Genomic DNA, 20595 nt, shown 5'->3' on the forward strand with positions numbered 1-20595 from the left:
TTCAACAGCCTTAAATATTATAAAGTAATTTTATTACTTGTTTACTTTAAAAGTTGTGTCTCCATTATTGATGAAATTCACAATTTGGTTAGCAGCAGCTACACCTGCATTGATGTTTGCCTCTGAAGTTTGAGCACCCATTTTCTTTGGAGTAAAGAAGAATCTTCCGCCAAATGGAGCGTAATCATTTTTGTTATCAGGAGCAATATCAGAGATGTAAGAGAAGTCTTCTCTTTCCATCATTAATTTAATCATATCAGCTTCGTGAATTACTTCTTTACGAGCAGTGTTAACTAAAACAGCATTGGCTGGCATCGTTTTTAATAAATCGTAGTTGATAGATTCTTTTGTTTTTTCAGTTGCAGGAATATGTAATGATACATATTGACAAGTAGAATAAAGCTCTTCCATTGAAGCAAGAGGAGTAACCCCATCAGCCTTAATTACAGCATCGTCAACAAACGGATCGAAAGCAAAAACTTCCATTCCCATTCCTTGAGCAATTTTTGCCACGTAAAGACCTACATTTCCATAGGCGTGGATACCAATTTTCTTTCCTCTTAACTCAGTTCCTGCAGTACCATTGTATGCGTTACGAGCCATAGCAATCATCATTCCGAAAGCAAGTTCAGCAACAGCATTTGAGTTTTGTCCTGGTGTATTCATGGCAACCACGTTTTTAGCAGTACAAGCCGCTAAATCAAGGTTATCATATCCAGCACCTGCGCGTACTACAATTTTAAGGTTTGAAGCAGCATCAACCACTTCTTGCGTAACTTTGTCAGAACGAACAATTAAAGCATCTGCATCTTTAACAGCTTCTAATAATTCTGCTTTGTCAGTATATTTCTCTAGTAAAGCAAATTCAAAACCTGCTTTGTCAACTATCTCTTTAATTCCTTCTACAGCAACCTTTGCAAATGGTTTTTCTGTAGCTACTAATACTTTAGCCATTTTCTTTTTGATTTAATCAGGTAAGAAATGAAGATGGCTGTTATAAACCATCTTCAATTAATAAATTCTAGTGCTTAGATGCAAATTCTTTCATTGCGGCAACTAATACTTCAACACTTTCTTTAGGTAAAGCATTGTAAGTAGATGCACGGAAGCCACCAACAGAACGGTGACCTTTAATACCAACACATCCTTTAGCTGTTGCCAACTCCATAAAGTCTTTTTCAAGCTCTACGTACTCATCGTTCATCACAAAACAGATATTCATTAAAGAGCGATCTTCTTCAGCTTCAACAGTAGCTTTAAAGAATTTGCTGCTATCTATCTCATCGTATAATAATGCTGCTTTTTCAACATTTTTCTTGTTCATAGCTGCAATACCACCTTGGTCTTTTAACCACTGTAGTGTTTGTTGCGCTGCAAATACAGGAAGAACAGGAGGTGTGTTGAACATAGACTCTTTACCAATGTGAGTTCTATAATCTAACATTGTTGGAATTTGACGATCAACTTTACCTAAAGCATCTTCTTTTACAATGGCAAAAGCAACACCAGAAGGAGCTAAGTTCTTTTGAGCACCACCATAAATAATGTCGTATTTTGAAATATCAATCTGACGAGAGAAAATATCAGAAGACATATCCGCAACTATTGGCACATTTACATCTAAGTCAGTTTTAATTTCTGTACCATAGATAGTATTGTTAGTTGTAATGTGTAAATAATCAGCATCAGAAGGAACTTCAAATCCCTTAGGGATATAATTGTAGTTTTTATCTTTTGAAGATGCAACCTCAACAACTTCACCAAACAACTTCGCTTCTTTTTGAGCTTTTGCTGCCCATGCTCCAGTGTTTAAGTAAGCCGCTTTTTTATTCATTAGGTTATAAGGAACCATGCAGAATTGAGTACTTGCTCCACCACCAACAAAAACCACTTGGTAACCAGCCGGAACATCAAGCAATTCTTTTACAAGCGCAATTGCGTTATCCATTACAGCTACAAATTCTTTAGAACGGTGGGATACTTCCATTACAGATAATCCTGTTCCTGCAAAATTTAAAACTGCATCCGCAGTATTTTTAATAGTGTATTCCGGTAAAATAGAAGGACCGGCGTAAAAATTGTGCTTTTTCATGTTTCTAATTTTTATTTGTTGGTCACAGGCCTAAGCTTTCATTTGCAAAGGCGGGGAACTGTTACATTATATTTAAATGAGCAGTAAAGAACAGTGCATATTATCAAAGTATCCTTAAAGCATATTTAATTTTACATTAAATTTTACACCTATTTAATAGGTGCTTTTAATTTTAAGTGTGCAAAAGTAAAAAATTAATGAACTAAAATCTAGTAAACAAAGCGAAAACATTATTGCACTCTGTTAGTTAATTAGGCTTTTTAGTATCAGTTTATTAATAATTACATTCAATTACTTGCTACTAAAAAATTGCAAGTCAGAACTATGTGATAAAAGTCATAATTATTCAAGGACATAATTAATTAAAGAAAAAAAACTTTAATTTTTTTAACCAGACCATCATTTCCTTGTTTTGAACTCTAAATAAAAGGTAGTTTACAGATTTCGGCTTTCAGTTTTCTCTTTCTAACAGCAATATAAATCTCAGAATGCTCTTTGGTATATTCAGTAGAAATATAACCTAATCCAATGCCTTGTTGTAGTACTGGTGATTGTGTTCCTGAAGTAACAATTCCTATTTTATTACCATCTGCATCCACAATCTCATAGTCTTTTCGTGGTATTCCTCTATCGATCATTTTAAAAGCCTTTAATCGCTTGGTAATACCGCTTTGTTTCTGATTGCTTAAAAACTCTTTATCAATAAAGTCCTTCTCATCAGTAAACTTAGTAATCCATCCTAATCCAGCTTCAAGTGGTGATGTAGTATCGTCGATATCATTACCGTAAAGGCAGTATCCCATTTCTAAACGGAGGGTATCTCTTGCCCCTAATCCAATTGGTTGTATTCCGAATTCTTCGCCTACCTCAAATAAAGCCTCCCAAATTTTAGATGCATCCTTATTATACATGTATAATTCAAAACCGCCTGCACCTGTATAGCCTGTGTTAGAAATTATTACTTCATCAACACCCGCAAATGTGCCAACTTCAAAATTGTAAAACGGAATATTAGATAAATCGGTATCCGTAAGTTTTTGTAATAATTCAGTAGCATTTGGTCCTTGTATGGCTAGTTGAGAAATATCATCGGAAGCATTTTGTAATTCGGCATTCATTGTATTTTGAAGCACGCACCAATTCCAATCTTTCTCAATATTAGAGGCGTTAACTACCAATAGGTACTTTTCATCGCTGTATTTATATACTATTAAATCATCAACAATTCCGCCTTTTCCGTTGGGGAAACACGAGTATTGTGCTTTGCCAATGGTAAGTGTAGCAGCATTATTAGAGGTAACTTTTTGAATAAATGCAAGTGCATTAGGTCCTTTAACCCAAAATTCGCCCATGTGAGATACATCAAATACTCCAACAGAATTACGAACTTGCATGTGTTCGGTATTAATTCCAGAATATTCAATTGGCATATCATATCCTGCAAAAGGAACCATTTTAGCCTTTAGTGCAGTGTGGTATTTGTGAAAAGCCGTTGTTTTCATTAGTTTTTTGTTTTTTTGGATTAAATAATGTGTTCTTAACATACAAATTTAGAGATTGTTTTTTCTAACAAATATGACTTAAGTTGGTATGAATGTTAAGTATCCAATTCTATAGTGGTTTTGTAAAGAATGTTAATTAGTTGTAAATTTTGTTTTTTGGGTGCAAAATACCTATTTTGAGCGAATCGTTTTTGAATAAAACGGTTAATTTTACGCACTTATATATTAAGCCTATTAAGAGATGGAATATAATCTGATAAATCTTTCTTACTTAGAAGAGGTTGCAGATGGCGACACAGAATTGATTAAAGAATTGATAAATATATTTATAGACCAACTACCAGAATTTATCAATGGTTTTGATGAGGCAGTGCAAGAAAACGATTGGTTAAAAATTGCTGCAATTGCTCATAAAGCCAAGTCTTCTGTTGTTTCAATGGGCTTAAATGAGTTAGGAAATGTTGATTTAAAAAATTTAGAATTACTGGCGAAGCAAAGTAGGGTTAACCAACTGAATGAGGTTGGGATAAATACAAATTCTGAAAAGACCGAGTTTGAAGCTTTAAGCAAAGGTTTAAGTGAATATCCAGAGAAACGGATGGAGTGGATTAAAGAGAATTCGAATATAGGAACCATTAAGGAACTTGTGAATAAGTTTGGGAAAGTAATAGAAGAGGTTACTGTTGAACTGAATCAGGTTTTATGTAAAAGCTAATAATAAAATGATGATAGAAACTAGCGAAAAAGAAGGGGTTATTGTTGCCCAAGTGAAGGATTCTGACAGGATTAATGCAGTTGTTGCTGACCAAATTAAAGCTGAGTTAACTGAAAAGGTTTCAGTTGAAGGTTCTGCAATTGTTTTAAATTTGTCCAACATTAGGTTCATTGATAGTACAGGTATTGGTGTACTAATTTCAGCGTTGAAAACAGCTCGACAAAATAATAGTACTTTTAGTTTATCTGAGATTCAAGAAGATGTATTGAACTTGTTAAAGCTAATGAAGCTAGATAAAGTTTTTGATATAATATAAGGTGGCAATTCACCTTATAAAAGCACAAGGGTTCAGTTATATGTTATAGCTGCACCCTTTTTATTATTTGCCAATAGCTCTATTTAATTTGCCAGATACTAATCCTTCGGTATCAATTTTTGCGTTGGTAAACCCGTAAGTTTTAAGTTGAGCATTAACGGCAGTTTCATTTTCGATAAGCTTACTAACCTCTTTGTTAGGTACTTCAATGCTCGCAGTTCCTTTATTGTAACGTACTCGCACATCTTTAAAACCAAGCGAGTTAATATAGTCTTCGGCTTGCTCAATCATATTAAGTTTAGGAATGGTAATGGCTTCACCATACGGAAAGCGGCTGCTTAAACAAGGGCTTGCCGGCTTATCCCATACAAATAAATTAAAATGTTTACTCAGTAGCCTGATGTCTTCTTTTGTAATTTCACAATCAGCGAAGGGACTTAATATTTGGTTTTCGTTGGCAGCATTAATGCCCGGGCGATAATCGCCTAAATCGGTAAAATTATTACCATTGGCAATTTCAAAGCCTATATAACTTTCCTTTACCAGGTGATGGATGGCTTCGTATAAATTGGTTTTACAGAAGTAACACCTGTCAACCGGATTTGCGGCGTAATTAGGATCGTTAATTTCGCCGGCATTAATTTCTTCTAATTTTATATCATAACTGTCCGCAAATTTTCGGGCATCTATTAAGTCTTTTTGCTTTAAGCTCTCCGAATTGCTAATTACTGCAATGGCATTTTCAGCACCCAAATAATACTGCCCTAAATAGGCCGCTAAACACGAATCTACACCTCCAGAAAGGGCAATTAGTAGTTTAGGGTGTGCTTTATACCAAGTTTCAAGTTTAGTGAGTAATTTATTTATTTGTGTATTCATTGTAGTTGCATTATCAAATGAAATGCCAAAATACGGAATAATTTGGATGGTAACATTTTTTATTCGACTTCGATTATTTATTTTGTTTCTTTGGAAGTACATTTTGCTCTTGCGAAAGTAAATATCGTCCTGATGAATAAGGTTATTCCCTTCTGTAAGTGTGTTTCGTTCTTAAATAAAAAAAAGCCCGAAGGAGAATTTCCCTCGGGCTTAATAATATAATGTTTTGAATAGAATGTGTAATTATTAAAGAGAAGTATGTAGCGGTATTTGCTACTAACTAAGTATTAACAACTACTAGCTTTTACAGCTATTAAGCATTCTGCTTTTTAATTAAATTAAGTGCGCTACCATTTTTAAACCACTCAATTTGCTGAGCATTGTAAGTGTGGTTGGCAACAATTACATCTTTGCTTCCATCAGCATGAACTACCTCAAGGTTTAATGGCTTACCAGGTGCAAAGTCTGCTAAATCAGTAAAGTTGAAAGTATCATCCTCTTGAATTAAATCGTAATCGGCTTCTGTAGCAAATGTAAGACCTAACATACCTTGTTTTTTAAGGTTTGTTTCGTGAATACGTGCAAAGCTTTTTACCAATACAGCTCTAACCCCTAAATGACGAGGCTCCATGGCAGCATGCTCACGAGAAGAACCTTCACCGTAGTTATGGTCGCCCACAACAATGGTTGGGATACCCGCTTCTTTATACTGGCGCTGTGTAGCAGGTACTTCGTTATACTCGCCTGTAATTTGCGATTTTACTTTGTTGGTTTCGCCATTAAACTTGTTAACTGCACCAATAAGCATGTTGTTTGAAATATTATCAAGGTGACCACGGTATTTTAACCAAGGACCAGCCATTGAAATATGATCAGTAGTACATTTACCTTCAGCTTTAATTAAAAGCTTGGCACCTGTAATATTTGATCCATCCCACTCGGTAAAAGGAGATAATAATTGTAAACGATCGCTCTGGTCAGATACAATTACTTTAACACCTGAGCCATCGGCCGAAGGAGCTTGGTAACCTGCATCTTCAACAGCAAAACCATTTACTGGTAATTCGTTTCCTGTAGGAACATCTAATTTAACTTGCTCACCTTTATCATTGGTTAATGTATCGGTAATTGGGTTAAAACCTAAATCTCCGGCAATAGCCAAAGCAGTTACTAACTCAGGAGAACCCACAAAAGCAAATGTATTTGGATTACCATCGGCACGTTTAGCGAAGTTACGGTTAAACGAGTGTACAATGGTATTTTTTTCTTGTTTCTCAGCACCCATACGCGCCCACATACCAATACATGGTCCGCATGCGTTAGCAAATACCACACCGTCAATTTTCTTGAAAGTATCCACTAAACCATCACGATCGATAGTATAACGTACCAACTCAGAACCTGGCGTAATAGAGAATTCAGCAGCAGCTTTTAAGCCTTTGTCAACAGCATCAGAAGCAACAGATGCCGCTTTAGAGATATCTTCGTACGATGAGTTGGTACAAGAACCAATTAAACCTACCTCAACTTTTAAAGGCCATCCGTTTTTCTCAGCTTCAGCTTTCATTTGGCTAATAGGCGTAGCTTTATCCGGAGTAAATGGTCCGTTTAAGTGTGGTTCAAGCTCATCAAGGTTAATTTCAATTACCTGATCAAAATATTTTTCAGGAGAAGCATAAACTTCAGCATCAGCTTTAAGTACGTCGGCAGCATTGTTGGCAGCATCAGCTACATCATCACGATTAGTGGCACGTAAATAACGTTCCATTGAGCTATCGTAGGCAAACGTAGAGGTAGTTGCACCAATTTCAGCACCCATATTACAAATAGTACCTTTACCAGTACATGAAAGAGACTCGGCACCGTCGCCAAAATACTCAACAATACATCCAGTACCACCTTTAACCGTTAGGATACCTGCTACCTTAAGAATAATATCTTTAGGGGCAGCCCATCCGCTTAATTTACCAGTAAGTTTAACCCCAATTAGTTTTGGGAATTTAAGCTCCCAAGGCATACCTGCCATTACATCAACCGCATCGGCACCACCAACACCAATGGCAACCATACCCAAACCCCCTGCATTAACAGTGTGTGAATCGGTTCCAATCATCATTCCACCCGGGAATGCATAATTTTCTAATACCACTTGATGAATAATACCAGCACCTGGTTTCCAAAAGCCAATACCATAACGGTCGGTTACCGAACTTAAAAAGTCGTAAACCTCTTTGTTGGTATCCTTGGCATTTTTTAAATCAACAGTAGCTTCTGTTTTGGCTTGGATAAGGTGATCGGCATGAACAGTTGAAGGAACCGCAACTTTGTCTTTACCAGCTTGCATAAACTGTAATAGAGCCATTTGTGCTGTTGCATCTTGCATAGCAACACGATCAGGATTAAAGTTTACATATGATTCGCCTCTTTTGTAGGCCTCTGTAGTATCTTCAGCAAGGTGAGCGTAAAGAATTTTTTCGGTAAGTGTTAGGGGTTTACCAAGAAGGGTGCGGGCTTTATTCACCTTTTCTCCCATTTCTTTGTAAACCTTCTCAATCATTTCAATGTCAAATGCCATATCAATTTCTTATTAAGTATTATGTACTTTGTTTAAAGCTGTGCTTATTTATACGCACTATAATGTTACACTCGAGCAAAATTAAGAAAAAATAGAAAATAAGTGCGATATGTCATATTTATATATTACACTTAATAACTAATTATTTTTGCACACCGTTATAACCACTTTGTAAACAAAATGTTTAAAGCTTTAATAAGGTAATTGATTATTTGTGGCGAAGTTGTTTTGAAGCGGGAATAATTAGCTTTTTGCTTTTTTCCAAACTATAATAAACGGCTCATTTGATTGAACACTAAGCTTAATTAATTCTTTGTGGTCTACAGAATTCTTTGATTGTTTTAAATGATTGCCCACATATTCTAAATCAGCATGGCCTGAGATGATCTTTGTAGTTAAATCAGGGATTAATCCGTAACCGGTAATAATTTTACCACCCTCAACATATAAAACACCCAATATATCACCATTATCTACGTATTCCATCCTATAGAAAAAAGCATCATCACCTTTTTCAAGTTTGATAGACTCAATAATGTTTTGATTACGTTCCTGCAGACGATCTAGTTCCTGAGCAGAGATGCTCTCTGCAGACGGGGTTTCTAATTTAATAACTGCATTCATATTGATAATGTTTTATGTTCTTAATTCAATCTTCTATTCTGCATATTGGCCAACTAATCTTGTAACATATTCATATTTATTACCTAGTTGCGTGTCGTTTAAATGTAGTTAAGTTCACAAAGTGTTATAAACTAATAATCAAGTAACGTGCCAATATTTCAATTTTATCCGATTTCATTATAAGTGTGTTACGATGAACTGAAATTAATGTTACGATTTGAATTATACAGTTATGATGTTTTATCGTATGTTCGTGTAAATAGATGGGTAATTAATGTAAGCTAGAGTAGGTATTTTTTTACCATTGAATTAAAAATAATATTAAATATTTAAATACTTGTTAATGTCCACTTATATAGAGTATTATGTGTCTGTTGTTGTGTTTTAATGATAGAATTTATTAAAAGGAGTGTAACCTAAAGTAAAGTTTTTATGTACAAAAGGGAAATGGCGTTCGTGTAATAAAAACAACACTTTGTCAAATCTAAAACTTCTTTTATCAAACCTCACACAAGGGTGTGAGTGAAGTAATGCAGGGTTTGTTTGTATTATGTAAGTTAAAATCACAGCTAATTTATAACCTAAATATACCGTACAATGAAGTGTTCATATTTTTTTGCGCTTTTAATATTATTAAGTTTTAATATCAGTATTTATTCTCAAAATGATAAGGAATTTTGGTTTGTAGCACCTGATATTACGGATCAGCATGGAGATGAGCCTTTATATATAAGAGTTACGGCTTTCGATGAAGACGCAGAAGTGACAATTTCAATGCCTGCTAATAATGGATTTAAAGCTGAGACTTTCACAGTGAAAAAGAATTCGCAATATAGGCACAAGCTTGATGAGGATGAGGTTGAGAATTTCCCTGTAAATAGTATAAATAATAAAGGTATATTTATTGAATCTACAGAAAATGTATCGGTTTATTACGAAGTTGCAAATCAAGGTAACCCAGATAAGTTTACCTTAAAAGGGGAGAACGCCTTGGGAAAAGAGTTTTTTGTCGTATCTCAAGATGATTATCAAAATTGGACAGGCTATAATGGAGATGCTAATGAAAAAGCAGATATAGTTGCTACGGAAGATAACACCGTTGTAACAATTATACCAAAAGTTAATATTACCGGGCATACGGCCGATGTACCTTATACTATAAACCTAAATAAGGGACAAACTTATTGTATAGAGTATAGAGATATTGGTCATAACGCCTCTTTAGCAGGTACATACATTAATGCAGATAAAGATATAGCAGTAACTATTTCTGACGATTCTGTAAATGAATCAAGTCATCCACATGATCTTATTGGAGATCAAATGATTCCGACATCAGTTATTGGCTATGAATATATCGCTGTTAAAACTAGTGATCAGACTAATGCAACTCAAAAGGTTTATGTACTTGCAACTGAAGATAACACTCATATTTTTATTGATGGGGACAATTCTAAAGTAGCTAGTTTAAATAAAGGTGAGTTGAAGAGTTTTCATATTACCAATCATGCTATTCATATTAGAGGAACCAAACCTATATATGCCTATCAGTTATGTGGTTTAGTTAACGTTAATGGTAATGGAACAGCTAATGAACTTGGCTCAGCGTTGTTACCAACCATAGAATGTACGGGTTCTTCTTTTGTATCCTTTACAAGGATATTTGCCCGGTTATTTTGGGTTCAAATTTTAGCAAAGGAAAAAGATTTGAATTATTTTGTGATGCGTGATGAGAATAATAATGTTGTAGATGATATTAATAATTTAAGTTGGCATAAAGTTGCAGGTACTGATTCTGGAAGTAGCGACGATACATGGTACTCGGCAATCATAGATTTAAATATTACAACTGGAGTTCCTTATACTATTCAAAATACCAATGGATTGTTTCATTTAAGTGTACTTGATGAAAACGATCCTAGTAGCGGGCCTGGGAGTGTTAGTTATGGTTACTTCTCGTCATATGGTAGAATGAAACTTCAAGGGCCAACGCAGGAGTGTGTTGGTAATGCTATTGAGTTAAGTTCTAGCGTAGCAATGGATTCTTATAATTGGTTTTCAACCTTATCAAATGGAACTATTATCTCAACAGATCCCTCAATTAAAGTTACTGAATCAGGTAGATATTGGTTAACAGCAGAAACAAAATTAGGAGGTTGTGAAATTACGGATAGTATAGATGTGGATTTTATGCTACCAGAAGTTGACCTTGGTGATGATGTAGAAGTTTGCCCAGGAGAAACAGTATCACTTACAACGCAAGCTGGCTATCAAAATTATAATTGGAGCAATAATGCCTCAGGTAATAGTACCACAGTAACTACCTCCATTGGTTCATCGGAAACCATTAGAGTTGAGGTTACTGATGAGTTGGGGTGTGTGAATTCGGATGATGTTTTAGTTGAAGCTTTGCCGTTACCTCTTATAACGCTTGATAAAACAGTAGTGTGTGCAGGACAGGTAGTTACAAATACTAGTTCAGCTGAAAAATACGAATGGGAACTTGAAGGGAGAATCTTAAATGCAGATTTAACTCAAAATTTCATTATTCCTGAAAGATCAGGTGATTACACCATAAGGGTTTGGAATGCTGAAGGCTGTATGGCTTCACAGGTGTTTACAATTACTGTAAATTCGCTTCCTGTTATTACATCATTAGATCAAATTTTATGTGATGGGGAAGAGGGTACTTTCACTGCTCCTTCAGGTACAGGATATACCTATTTATGGCATGATGGATCTACAGCTAGTAATTTTGTACTAAGCTCTCCAGGTAATGTTTCTTTAACAGTAACAAATAATTTAGGTTGTGAGGCTTCAGATGAAGGTAGTTTATCCTGGTACGCTCCAAGTTCTATTGATTTAGGTGAAGATAGAGAAGAGTGTGCAGGGGTATCGTTAGAAATAGAAGAGCCTAACTTATATTCAAATTACCAATGGTCGTTTATTAAAGAGGGTACAACAAATGAGGTGATATTACCAACTCCAAGTCCTGAACATATTTACGAGATAGTAAATTCAGGTAGCGATAATAACGGAAACTATATTGTAAATGCTTTAGATAATAATGGATGTCCTGTGTCGGATGGCGTTAATGTTGAATTTACTGATACACCTGCTCCAACAATTACACCCGATAGAAATTTGTGTCAAGGTAATACGGTTGAATTGGTAGCTTCAGGTGGATATGATTCATATGTTTGGTATAAAGATGGTGTAGATATGAATGTATCGAGCAACCAAAATAAGGTTACCTCAACAGGAGCTGGAAGTTATGTTGTTGAAGCTACTTTTGCGGGTTGTTCTAAGCGAACAGAAGTTGATGTGATTGAGTATGCTAACCCATCAGTTATTTTAGTAAACGATTTCAATATTTGTGATGGAACCTCGGTAAATATTGAAGTGTCTAATTTTACGGATGGAGATGCAGTGTTCGATTATTTGGTTTGGAGTAATGGAGTAAGAGAAAATGATTGGAATACGGCTTTAATGCGTGTTGATGTAGCTGGTGATTTTTCTGTAACAGCCTACGATGAAAATGGCTGTTCTGATACCGACCAAGTTAGAACTTCAATGGTATCTCCTGTTATTGTTGATTTAGGAAATGATATACCAAGCTGTTTAGGAACATCGGTTACGCTAACTAACCCTGTTTCGCCTGTAAATAGTTATAAGTGGTTTAAGGTTGAGGCTACAGGAGATATTGAAGTGGCTGATAATTCTGATTATATCACCAATATTGCGGGTACTTATCTTTTAAAGGTTGAGGATATAAATGGTTGCGAAGCCCAGGATGATATTGTGCTAAGTAGCTTGCCATTGCCAGCCCTTAATTTAGGTGATGATGTTGATATATGTGCTGATTCTTATACCATTTCTGTAGATGATATATATAATATTTATGAGTGGAATAATGACCCACTATTAAATACGCACCAATTAGAGGTTATAACATCCGGAACCAATATTTTAAAGGTTACTGATTTAAACGGTTGTGTGGCGAGTGATGATGTAGATATTACCTTAAAGCAATTGCCAGTTGTTGCTTTAGATTATACACAGGCATGTGCAGGTGAAGATATGTATTTAGGTGTAAGTGGGAGTTCTTCTAATACATATTCTTGGTCTACGGGAGAGGCTACTAGCTCAATAAAAGTAACTCCTGGAACATATTGGCTCGATGCGATAAATATTGAAGGATGTACAACACGTGTTGAAGAAAGTGTTAATTGGTTCCCTGTTCCAAAAGTATCCTTAGGGCCTGATGTTATCGTTTGTCCAATGCTTTCATTAGAGGCGTTAGATGCAGGTAGTGGTTATGCTTCATATTTGTGGCATACGGGTGATCGTACTCAAATGATTTACCCTACCATATTGGATACAGTTAATATGGTTACTGTGAGTGATGCAAATGGTTGTAGTGGGTTTGCAACCAAATCAGTAAAACATGAAGCATATGAAGGTCCAAAGTTGATATCGGATACAACTGTTTGTGAGTTTGAGATTATTCAGCTTGATGCAGGGCCAGATTTTATTAGTTATAAATGGAACGATGGTGATGAATCGCAACTGAAAACGATTGAAGAAGCAGGGCAATATATAGTCGAAGTATCGGATGCGTGTTATATACATACTGATACTGCCAATATTGTACATTATGAGTCGCCTGTAATTGCAAGGCTTGATACGAGCATCTATGCTCAAGTTGTAGTCTTCGCTGAGGGTGGAAGAATACCTTACACCTATACTTTAAATGATGATTTTCCTCAAAATGAGAATGTCTTTAAATCATTAGATAATGGAGATTATACCGTATATGTAATTGATAGAAATGGATGTACTGCTGAAAATGCTTTTAGTCTCAATAATGTATTCGATATTGAGGTTCCATCATTTTTCACACCAAATAATGATGGTATAAACGATCGTTGGGAAATTGATGGAATTGATCGCTTCCCCGATAGTATCATTAAAATTTATGATCGTTTTGGTAAGCTCCTTATTAAATATAAAGCTTCTGCTCCAGGTTGGGATGGAAGATATTTAGGGCAGCCAGTAAAGACTGATGATTACTGGTATGTAGTAGAATTAGTAGAGGTGAAAAAAGCATTAAAAGGCCATTTTACTTTAAAACGATAATTATTAACCAACCATAAAAATAATACAACCACTAACTAAATGAAAAGGCACTATAAAGTCATATTATTTTTTTGTATCATGTCGATGTCAATGTCGGCACAGAAATATTATATCACAAATTTGTATGTGTATGATATGTTTTTAATGAACCCAGCTAGTGCAGGGGGTGATAAAACGTGCTATAACATTGGTGCTTTTTATCAGAATCAATGGTTAGGTATGGATAATTCACCTACCACTCAAATCATAAACTTTCAAGGTCCAATAACAGGTAAGTTAGGTTTTGGTAGTTATGTCTATAATGATAGAAATGGTAATATGGGGGAGCTTGGTTTGCATCAGGCTTTCTCTTACGAAGTGCTGCTTTCTAAAACACGGCGTCATATATCTTCTCTTTCCTTTGGTTTGGGATTTACGGCAGAACAAACTAAAATTGATGAGTCAGGGTTTGGATTGCCCGGGGCAAATGACCCTGCCATTTCAGGAGGCATTAATAGTGGGTGGGGATTTAATTTTAATTCAGGCTTAATTTATAAGTTTGATGATTATCAATTAGGAGTTTCTGTGACTAATATGTTGGAGCAAAATAACCCCTTATTTATGAGCCCCGAGGAACCTGAGCAGCCAATTGATTTTCATATTTACGCAAGTTCGATGTATAAAATTGTGGATAGAGATATTTATCTCGAACCAATTGTTATGTATCGACAAAATACACTTTTGGATAAACGACTAGATTTAACGCTTAAAGGTACTTTCCCAACACCTGATCCAGATTATACTTTATGGAGTTTGGTTTCATATAGGCATAATGTCGACTATCAGATAGGGAAAAGTATTGGTTTAGGTGCAACAGCCGGTATTAACTATAAAAAGATTGGTTTTGGTTTTGAGTATCAGTTAGGTTTAACGGGTGCTCAGCTTGATTATGGTAGTGCTTATCAATTGTTACTTCGTTATAGTTTTTGCACATCACGAGAAAATGGAGCTATCCCTTGTTCAATTGCGCGACAAAATAAGAAGTCGCGATATAAAGGTTTAAGTTGGTAGTATTGCTATATTGCGTTAGTAAAGTATGAATATCGATAGAGAATTAAATTTTAGCTTTAATCGAAAAGGAAGAAATCATATAGTTTTGGTTATCTTCCTTTTGTTGCATCTGTATATCAACGACGTTAGTGCTAGTAATTTGCCCATAGTAAACAATACGGTTATTGCCAATAGTGATATTGCCATTCTGATTCAGGGCGAGGAAATAAAAATTAATGTTTTAAATAATGATTTTGGTTTAGAGGATGGTGTAGCTAGTTTGGTAATTAGTGTTGAGTCTCAATATGCAGAAACTACAGTCACTGAGAATAATGAAATTCTGTATAAACCCGATCCGTCATTTAATGGTAAAGATGAGTTTACGTATAAGGTTTGTAACGTAAACGGAGGTTGTGATGAGGCCAAAGTAAGTGTTGAGGTATCTTATTTTAATTATATTCCCACAGCAAATAATGATACGGTTGTAGCTTTTGCAGGTGAAGATATTAATATAGATGTTTTGAATAATGATGAGGGTATATTCGATGCTCCACTTGATTTAATAATTATTACCGATTTCAATGAAGGGTATGCTTCAGTAAATAGTGACCTAAGTATTAATGCTATTTTCGATACTGGTTTTACGGGTGTAGATTCACTTCAGTATCAGGTTTGTGATGTGGATAATGATTGCGATGATGCATGGGTTTTTATTCAGATTGAAACTCCTGAAGGATATGAGGTTTTTATCCCGCAAGGTATTTCGCCCAATGGAGATGGTCTTAATGATGTGTTTTATGTGCCTGATTTTAAGGATAAGAATCTCGAGATTCAAATCATCACAAGTATTGGAGAGGTTGTTTTTAAGGATTTAAACTATCAAAATAACTGGGATGGCATTGCAAATACAGGCAAATATAAAGGGCAATTATTGAAGCAAGGGACTTATTATTACACTATAAAAGTGCTCGATTCTAAGGATGTATATAGTGGTTACGTTTATTTAAACTGGTAGGGGAGATGCGCATTAAGGTATCAAATATAACCATGTATATTACCTTGTTTGCAATTTGCATTGCAGGTAAGTTAAATGCTCAATTTGAGGTGTCGTCTTCTCAATTCATGAATACTCAGTTTTTTCTCAATCCGGGGTACACAGGCGTGCAAAAAGCGCTTAATATTAATGGTGCAGCTCGCCAACAATGGATTGGAATGGAAGGAGCGCCTAAGAAATATCAAATTGGTTTCGATTCTCCTTTAAATAATTCTCTTGCCGGTATTGGAATGGGGGTGCAAATTGAGCAGTATGGGCCTTATAAAATGAATCTTATTCATGCTAATTATGCCAGATTAATAAAACTATCCTCAAAAGGCTTTCTTTCGTTAGGGTTTACTGGCTCAGTGACTAACTACTCATTGGGCTTGCGCGATTTAGATTTAAATGACCCAAATGACCCCATGTTTGGAACGGATATCAGTAATAGTTTTACGCCTAATATTGGAGTAGGTGCTTTTTACTTTACCCAAAATTTCTACTTTGGCATTTCAATGCCAAAAATTTTAAACGAGAAACCATTTATTCAAGAAGATGGTGAAGACAATCCTTTGATGCGATATTCATACATCAGTACTGGTTATTTACGGGCAATAAATAAGAATGTTGCCATTAAGCCTACATTTCTGTTACAAATGAAAAACTCTAAGTTTAGCTATATCTCTGCGGGAGGACAAGTTATTTTTAATAATCTATTGTATTTAGGTGTGTTGTATCAAACTCAAAAATGGGTTTCTGCACTTGTTAATGCTCAAATATCAAATGCAATAAGTATTGGTTATTCTTTTGATTATGGTTTGGAGCAAGAATATTATAATAATTATTCCCACGAGATAACTTTTCGCTATAGTATTACAAATCTTTATAAGAGAAATAGAAAAAGAGATTTTACTACAAATAAGAAAAAGCGCGCCCTGCCTAGGGAAGAAAGTATGAAAAATCTGCGTGATTTTTAAGGTTTAAAACAAGGTTGAAAGTATTTTATAATTTTTAACTAAATTTGATTATTGCGGTTTTGTATTTTTAATTATGTTGAATAAGTCTGTGGTTTTATTGAATATATAAATCGGATGTTTATATTTGGGTGTTAAAATCTTTAATATAGATATGATCAAAGGATTGAATTTGCGTAACCTACTTATTTTAATTGTTATAACTCTATATGTTAGTTTAGTTCTTAATTTTCTAAGTAAGCCTAAAAATATGTGCGCTGGTGAGCTGGCTGTAAAATATGTAGAAATTACTGATACAGATTCAATAAAACACATTGTTGGTTCTGAAGTTTATCCAGTTATTTATAAAAATATACCAAACCTTTCGGAGTTGGATAAAGATGAAAAGAAAAGGATATTTCTTGATATCATGATTCCATCAATTTTAATGGCGGAAGAAAAAATCAAGCTTAAACAGGATAGTGTTATTCAAATCAAGCAAAAGGCTATTGAGGGAGATTTAAATCATCAAGATTCAATTTTTTTAAAACGGGTTACCAAAGAGTATCGTACAGATAGTTTGCAATACATTGTTGAATCGCTTCATTCGCACCCTTTATCTATAACTCTTGCCCAGGCTGCTATTGAGAGTGGTTGGGGAACTTCCCGTTTTTGTCAAGAGGCGAATAATGTTTTTGGTATTTGGTCGTACAATACAAGCGAAAAACGAGTGAGGGCAAATAATGCTAGAGGAGGAAAGGCAATTTATCTCAGAAAGTACGATTCTGTTTTTGAGTCGGTTTATAATTATCTCGAAACCATTTCTCGGGTTCACTCCTATAATAAGTTTCGAAAAGCGCGATCAAAAAGTGATAACCCTTATCAATTAATATGGCACTTAAGTAATTATTCCGAAAGACGTTATGAATATGTAAAGTCTCTGCGAGATATAATTGAACACAATCAGTTGAATAGGTATGATTCTGTGGAGTTAATGCCTTTTAAATCTGATGGCATATTTATTGATTAGTATAGCATTGAATGCATTAGAACAGTTGTAAGTATTAGTATATAATACGTACTTTAGTGAAGTAAATTATAAGTAATGAAGACGAAGTTAATTATAGGAAGTTTATTAATATTAATTCTATGTGCGGTTATCTTTGATTGGCAATATGGTTTAGAAATTGCGAATAGAATTGAGGCGAATATTGAGAATAATCCCTTAATTAAGAAGAATTTTTCCGAAGTATCTTATTCTCGGATTAAAGTCTCTCCAATTTTATCGAAAGTTACATTCATAGCTTTTAAAGCCAAAACTGATTATTTAATAGAGTGTGATGAATTGGTGATTAAGATGGCCTATGATGAGGCGCAAGAACTTGCTCAAACTAATAGATTGGAAAAGTTGACTAAGTTGTCTTTATCTGCTTATAATCTAAATGTGCTTAAAAACAAAGAGTGGTATAAAGCAAGTAGTTTTTTATTAACATTTAATGGTGATGTAAATCCAAATGATTTGTCAAATGCCTTAAGTTCGTCCCAGGATATTAACTTGGATGTTGAGAATATTAAAACTAGCGGAGAGATATTTGGAGATCTTAAGTGGAATGAGGAGATTGATGAAATAAATAAGTTTAGCGCATTATTATCAAATAACGCAGAAGCTAAAATGGCTACGTTAAAGAAAATGGATATTGTTTCTACGCTTATCAATGCAGACTTAAAAGCAAAGTATCATTACAATAATGACCTGAAGCCTGAAAAAGTCCAGTTTGTAAGCGATATTGCAAGTGTTGGTAATACCATCAGTTTTGGTGATATAAAGGATATGGGTTTGTATTCAATAGATGGTTTAGTTCAACGCGCTACAGGAGAAGTTGTTTTTGATGCTTTCGGAAAAGTAGATGATAAAAGAACAAGTTGTAAAACGTATATGGCCTTAAATAATGCAATCCTGGATTTCAATAAAGAAACAAGACGAATGTATACCAATCAATTGTCCTTGATAGGTGTTAGCCTTGATGATTTGCGTATCAATAAACTTGATTTTAATGGAGAGTTAAGAGGTGGAGATTTATACTTATCAGATACTAGACTATACTCCCCTTTGTTAAAAGCTAAGATACAATCTCAAATTAAGTTTGATTTTATTAAGCCACACGAATCTTTAATAAAGAGTTCTGCTGTGAATGTTAATATTATAGATCCTAATTTAAAAGGAAGTTTTGAAGGGATTGAGCGATTGTTCGGTTTTCAGATTCCTCGTTCTGGTGATGAATTAGTCCTTGAGCTTAAAGGTTCGCTTAAAAAACCACTAGTAAAAGGAGTGCATTATAGATAGTTAATTTGTGAAGCCAACCATTAAAGGAAAAGTAAATTAATATCCCTGATATATCTGCAATTTGTTTATCCCAAGGTTTGAGAAGCTAAGTTACTCCAAGTAATATTTCGTCAAGGCTGCATAATTAGGAGTGCGTTTCGCACTCACGTTTGTAAAACTATATTTCTCTATTGTAGGGAATAAAAGAGCATAAAAAAAGGGAGTCAATTTGACTCCCTTCTTATATTATTGTGACTGTAAATTACTTTACAGAATCCATGTACTGAATTAATTCACATACTTTAGCTGAATAACCCATTTCGTTATCGTACCAAGATACAACTTTTACGAAGTTATCAGATAAAGAGATACCTGCTTTAGCATCAAAGATAGAAGTACGAGTATCACCGATAAAATCGTTAGATACAACCATATCCTCAGTATAACCAAGAACACCAGCTAATTCACCTTCTGAAGCTTCTTTCATAGCAGCACAGATAGCCTCGTAAGAAGCACCTTTCTCTAAACGTGCAGTTAAATCAACAACAGATACATCTGGAGTTGGAACACGGAAAGCCATACCAGTTAATTTACCGTTAAGCTCAGGAATTACTTTACCTACAGCTTTAGCAGCACCAGTAGAAGAAGGAATGATGTTTTGACCAGCGCCACGTCCACCTCTCCAATCCTTAGCAGAAGGACCGTCAACAGTTTTTTGTGTTGCAGTAGTAGCGTGAACAGTTGTCATTAAACCTTCAACGATACCAAACTTGTCATTTAATACTTTAGCTACAGGAGCTAAACAGTTAGTAGTACAAGAAGCGTTAGAAACAAAGTTCATATCGTTAGTGTACTTAGTGTTGTTTACACCCATAACGAACATTGGAGTATCGTCTTTAGAAGGAGCAGACATTACAACTTTTTTAGCACCAGCGTCAATATGACCTTGAGCAGACTCTTTAGTTAAGAATAAACCAGTAGACTCAACAACATACTCAGCTTCTACGCCACCCCAGTTGATGTCAGCAGGATTTCTTTCAGCAGTAACACGAATCTCAGATCCGTTAACAACTAACTTACCATCTTTTACTTCAACAGTACCATCAAAGATACCATGAGTAGAATCATACTTTAACATGTAAGCCATGTAGTCAACGTCGATAAGGTCGTTGATAGCTACAACTTCAATAGTTCCTTTGGCAACAGCCTGACGAAATACGAAACGACCGATACGGCCAAATCCGTTAATACCAATTTTGATTTTTGACATTTTAATATGTTTTTTTAGAATTATAATTACAATTCCTTTAAAAATGAGCCACAAAAATATAAAATCAATTATTAATCTTCAAAGAAAAGCATATTGTTTTTCAACAATGTTTATTAAAAAATGTAAAAAGTGCTCGTAATATGTT

General features: G+C 34.9%; 15 protein-coding genes. 8 read left to right on the top strand and 7 right to left on the bottom strand.

What is annotated here, in order from left to right; translation table 11 throughout:
• Positions 1-33: 33 nt before the first annotated feature.
• The 3 genes from A8B35_RS11685 to gcvT form a co-directional block, all read right to left on the bottom strand.
• Positions 34-954, bottom strand: a complete 921-nt coding sequence (locus tag A8B35_RS11685; protein ID WP_075602950.1) for an NAD(P)-dependent oxidoreductase — start codon at positions 952-954, stop codon at positions 34-36.
• Between the two features lie 67 nt (positions 955-1021).
• Positions 1022-2092 carry a 3-phosphoserine/phosphohydroxythreonine transaminase gene (serC, locus tag A8B35_RS11690; protein ID WP_075602951.1) on the bottom strand — a complete coding sequence of 357 codons (1071 nt, stop codon included), beginning with the start codon at positions 2090-2092 and terminating at the stop codon, positions 1022-1024.
• A 419-nt stretch (positions 2093-2511) separates the two neighbouring features.
• Positions 2512-3594: a glycine cleavage system aminomethyltransferase GcvT gene (gene gcvT / locus A8B35_RS11695; protein ID WP_075602952.1), complete on the bottom strand. Its 1083-nt coding sequence runs from the start codon at positions 3592-3594 to the stop codon at positions 2512-2514.
• 241 nt (positions 3595-3835) lie between these two features.
• Here gcvT and A8B35_RS11700 point away from each other — a divergent pair, with 241 nt between their 5' ends.
• The gene (locus A8B35_RS11700) at positions 3836-4309 is read left to right on the top strand and encodes an Hpt domain-containing protein (protein WP_075602953.1); all 474 of its coding nucleotides are present in this window, start codon (positions 3836-3838) and stop codon (positions 4307-4309) included.
• 7 nt (positions 4310-4316) lie between these two features.
• Positions 4317-4625: an STAS domain-containing protein gene (locus A8B35_RS11705; RefSeq protein WP_075602954.1), complete on the top strand. Its 309-nt coding sequence runs from the start codon at positions 4317-4319 to the stop codon at positions 4623-4625.
• 63 nt (positions 4626-4688) lie between these two features.
• On the opposite strand, the gene larE is transcribed toward A8B35_RS11705, so the two are convergent.
• From larE to A8B35_RS11720, 3 genes are all read right to left on the bottom strand, one after another.
• Positions 4689-5504 carry an ATP-dependent sacrificial sulfur transferase LarE gene (gene larE, locus A8B35_RS11710; RefSeq protein ID WP_075602955.1) on the bottom strand — a complete coding sequence of 272 codons (816 nt, stop codon included), beginning with the start codon at positions 5502-5504 and terminating at the stop codon, positions 4689-4691.
• Positions 5505-5817: 313 nt separating this feature from the next.
• On the bottom strand, positions 5818-8079 hold the full coding sequence (locus A8B35_RS11715) for an aconitate hydratase (protein ID WP_075602956.1): 2262 nt from the start codon (positions 8077-8079) through the stop codon (positions 5818-5820).
• Positions 8080-8322: 243 nt separating this feature from the next.
• Positions 8323-8703 carry a hypothetical protein gene (locus A8B35_RS11720; protein ID WP_075602957.1) on the bottom strand — a complete coding sequence of 127 codons (381 nt, stop codon included), beginning with the start codon at positions 8701-8703 and terminating at the stop codon, positions 8323-8325.
• Positions 8704-9300: 597 nt separating this feature from the next.
• Between A8B35_RS11720 and A8B35_RS11725 the strand changes: the two genes are divergently transcribed.
• From A8B35_RS11725 to A8B35_RS11750, 6 genes are all read left to right on the top strand, one after another.
• On the top strand, positions 9301-13842 hold the full coding sequence (locus A8B35_RS11725) for a T9SS type B sorting domain-containing protein (protein ID WP_075602958.1): 4542 nt from the start codon (positions 9301-9303) through the stop codon (positions 13840-13842).
• Positions 13843-13881: 39 nt separating this feature from the next.
• Positions 13882-14892, top strand: a complete 1011-nt coding sequence (locus A8B35_RS11730; RefSeq protein WP_075602959.1) for a PorP/SprF family type IX secretion system membrane protein — start codon at positions 13882-13884, stop codon at positions 14890-14892.
• Between the two features lie 25 nt (positions 14893-14917).
• Complete coding sequence (locus A8B35_RS11735; RefSeq protein ID WP_075602960.1) at positions 14918-15886, top strand: Ig-like domain-containing protein; 969 nt, start codon at positions 14918-14920, stop codon at positions 15884-15886.
• A 5-nt stretch (positions 15887-15891) separates the two neighbouring features.
• Positions 15892-16881 carry a PorP/SprF family type IX secretion system membrane protein gene (locus tag A8B35_RS11740; protein WP_075602961.1) on the top strand — a complete coding sequence of 330 codons (990 nt, stop codon included), beginning with the start codon at positions 15892-15894 and terminating at the stop codon, positions 16879-16881.
• Between the two features lie 151 nt (positions 16882-17032).
• A complete protein-coding gene (locus A8B35_RS11745; protein WP_075602962.1) occupies positions 17033-17887 on the top strand; it encodes a glucosaminidase domain-containing protein in 855 nt (284 codons plus the stop codon).
• 75 nt (positions 17888-17962) lie between these two features.
• Positions 17963-19201: a hypothetical protein gene (locus A8B35_RS11750; protein ID WP_075602963.1), complete on the top strand. Its 1239-nt coding sequence runs from the start codon at positions 17963-17965 to the stop codon at positions 19199-19201.
• 241 nt (positions 19202-19442) lie between these two features.
• On the opposite strand, the gene gap is transcribed toward A8B35_RS11750, so the two are convergent.
• On the bottom strand, positions 19443-20450 hold the full coding sequence (gap, locus tag A8B35_RS11755) for a type I glyceraldehyde-3-phosphate dehydrogenase (RefSeq protein WP_075602964.1): 1008 nt from the start codon (positions 20448-20450) through the stop codon (positions 19443-19445).
• Positions 20451-20595 lie beyond the last annotated feature (145 nt).

It is taken from the genome of Saccharicrinis aurantiacus (genome assembly GCF_001660705.2).
Taxonomy (GTDB): domain Bacteria; phylum Bacteroidota; class Bacteroidia; order Bacteroidales; family Marinilabiliaceae; genus Saccharicrinis; species Saccharicrinis aurantiacus.

Excerpts from the sequence above, each read along its gene's own strand:
- A8B35_RS11685 (WP_075602950.1), bottom strand. The coding sequence starts at position 954 with ATGGCTAAAGTATTAGTAGCTACAGAAAAACCATTTGCAAAGGTTGCT.
- serC (WP_075602951.1), bottom strand. The coding sequence starts at position 2,092 with ATGAAAAAGCACAATTTTTACGCCGGTCCTTCTATTTTACCGGAATAC.
- gcvT (WP_075602952.1), bottom strand. The coding sequence starts at position 3,594 with ATGAAAACAACGGCTTTTCACAAATACCACACTGCACTAAAGGCTAAA.
- A8B35_RS11700 (WP_075602953.1), top strand. The coding sequence starts at position 3,836 with ATGGAATATAATCTGATAAATCTTTCTTACTTAGAAGAGGTTGCAGAT.
- A8B35_RS11705 (WP_075602954.1), top strand. The coding sequence starts at position 4,317 with ATGATGATAGAAACTAGCGAAAAAGAAGGGGTTATTGTTGCCCAAGTG.
- larE (WP_075602955.1), bottom strand. The coding sequence starts at position 5,504 with ATGAATACACAAATAAATAAATTACTCACTAAACTTGAAACTTGGTAT.
- A8B35_RS11715 (WP_075602956.1), bottom strand. The coding sequence starts at position 8,079 with ATGGCATTTGACATTGAAATGATTGAGAAGGTTTACAAAGAAATGGGA.
- A8B35_RS11720 (WP_075602957.1), bottom strand. The coding sequence starts at position 8,703 with ATGAATGCAGTTATTAAATTAGAAACCCCGTCTGCAGAGAGCATCTCT.
- A8B35_RS11725 (WP_075602958.1), top strand. The coding sequence starts at position 9,301 with ATGAAGTGTTCATATTTTTTTGCGCTTTTAATATTATTAAGTTTTAAT.
- A8B35_RS11730 (WP_075602959.1), top strand. The coding sequence starts at position 13,882 with ATGAAAAGGCACTATAAAGTCATATTATTTTTTTGTATCATGTCGATG.
- A8B35_RS11735 (WP_075602960.1), top strand. The coding sequence starts at position 14,918 with ATGAATATCGATAGAGAATTAAATTTTAGCTTTAATCGAAAAGGAAGA.
- A8B35_RS11740 (WP_075602961.1), top strand. The coding sequence starts at position 15,892 with ATGCGCATTAAGGTATCAAATATAACCATGTATATTACCTTGTTTGCA.
- A8B35_RS11745 (WP_075602962.1), top strand. The coding sequence starts at position 17,033 with ATGATCAAAGGATTGAATTTGCGTAACCTACTTATTTTAATTGTTATA.
- A8B35_RS11750 (WP_075602963.1), top strand. The coding sequence starts at position 17,963 with ATGAAGACGAAGTTAATTATAGGAAGTTTATTAATATTAATTCTATGT.
- gap (WP_075602964.1), bottom strand. The coding sequence starts at position 20,450 with ATGTCAAAAATCAAAATTGGTATTAACGGATTTGGCCGTATCGGTCGT.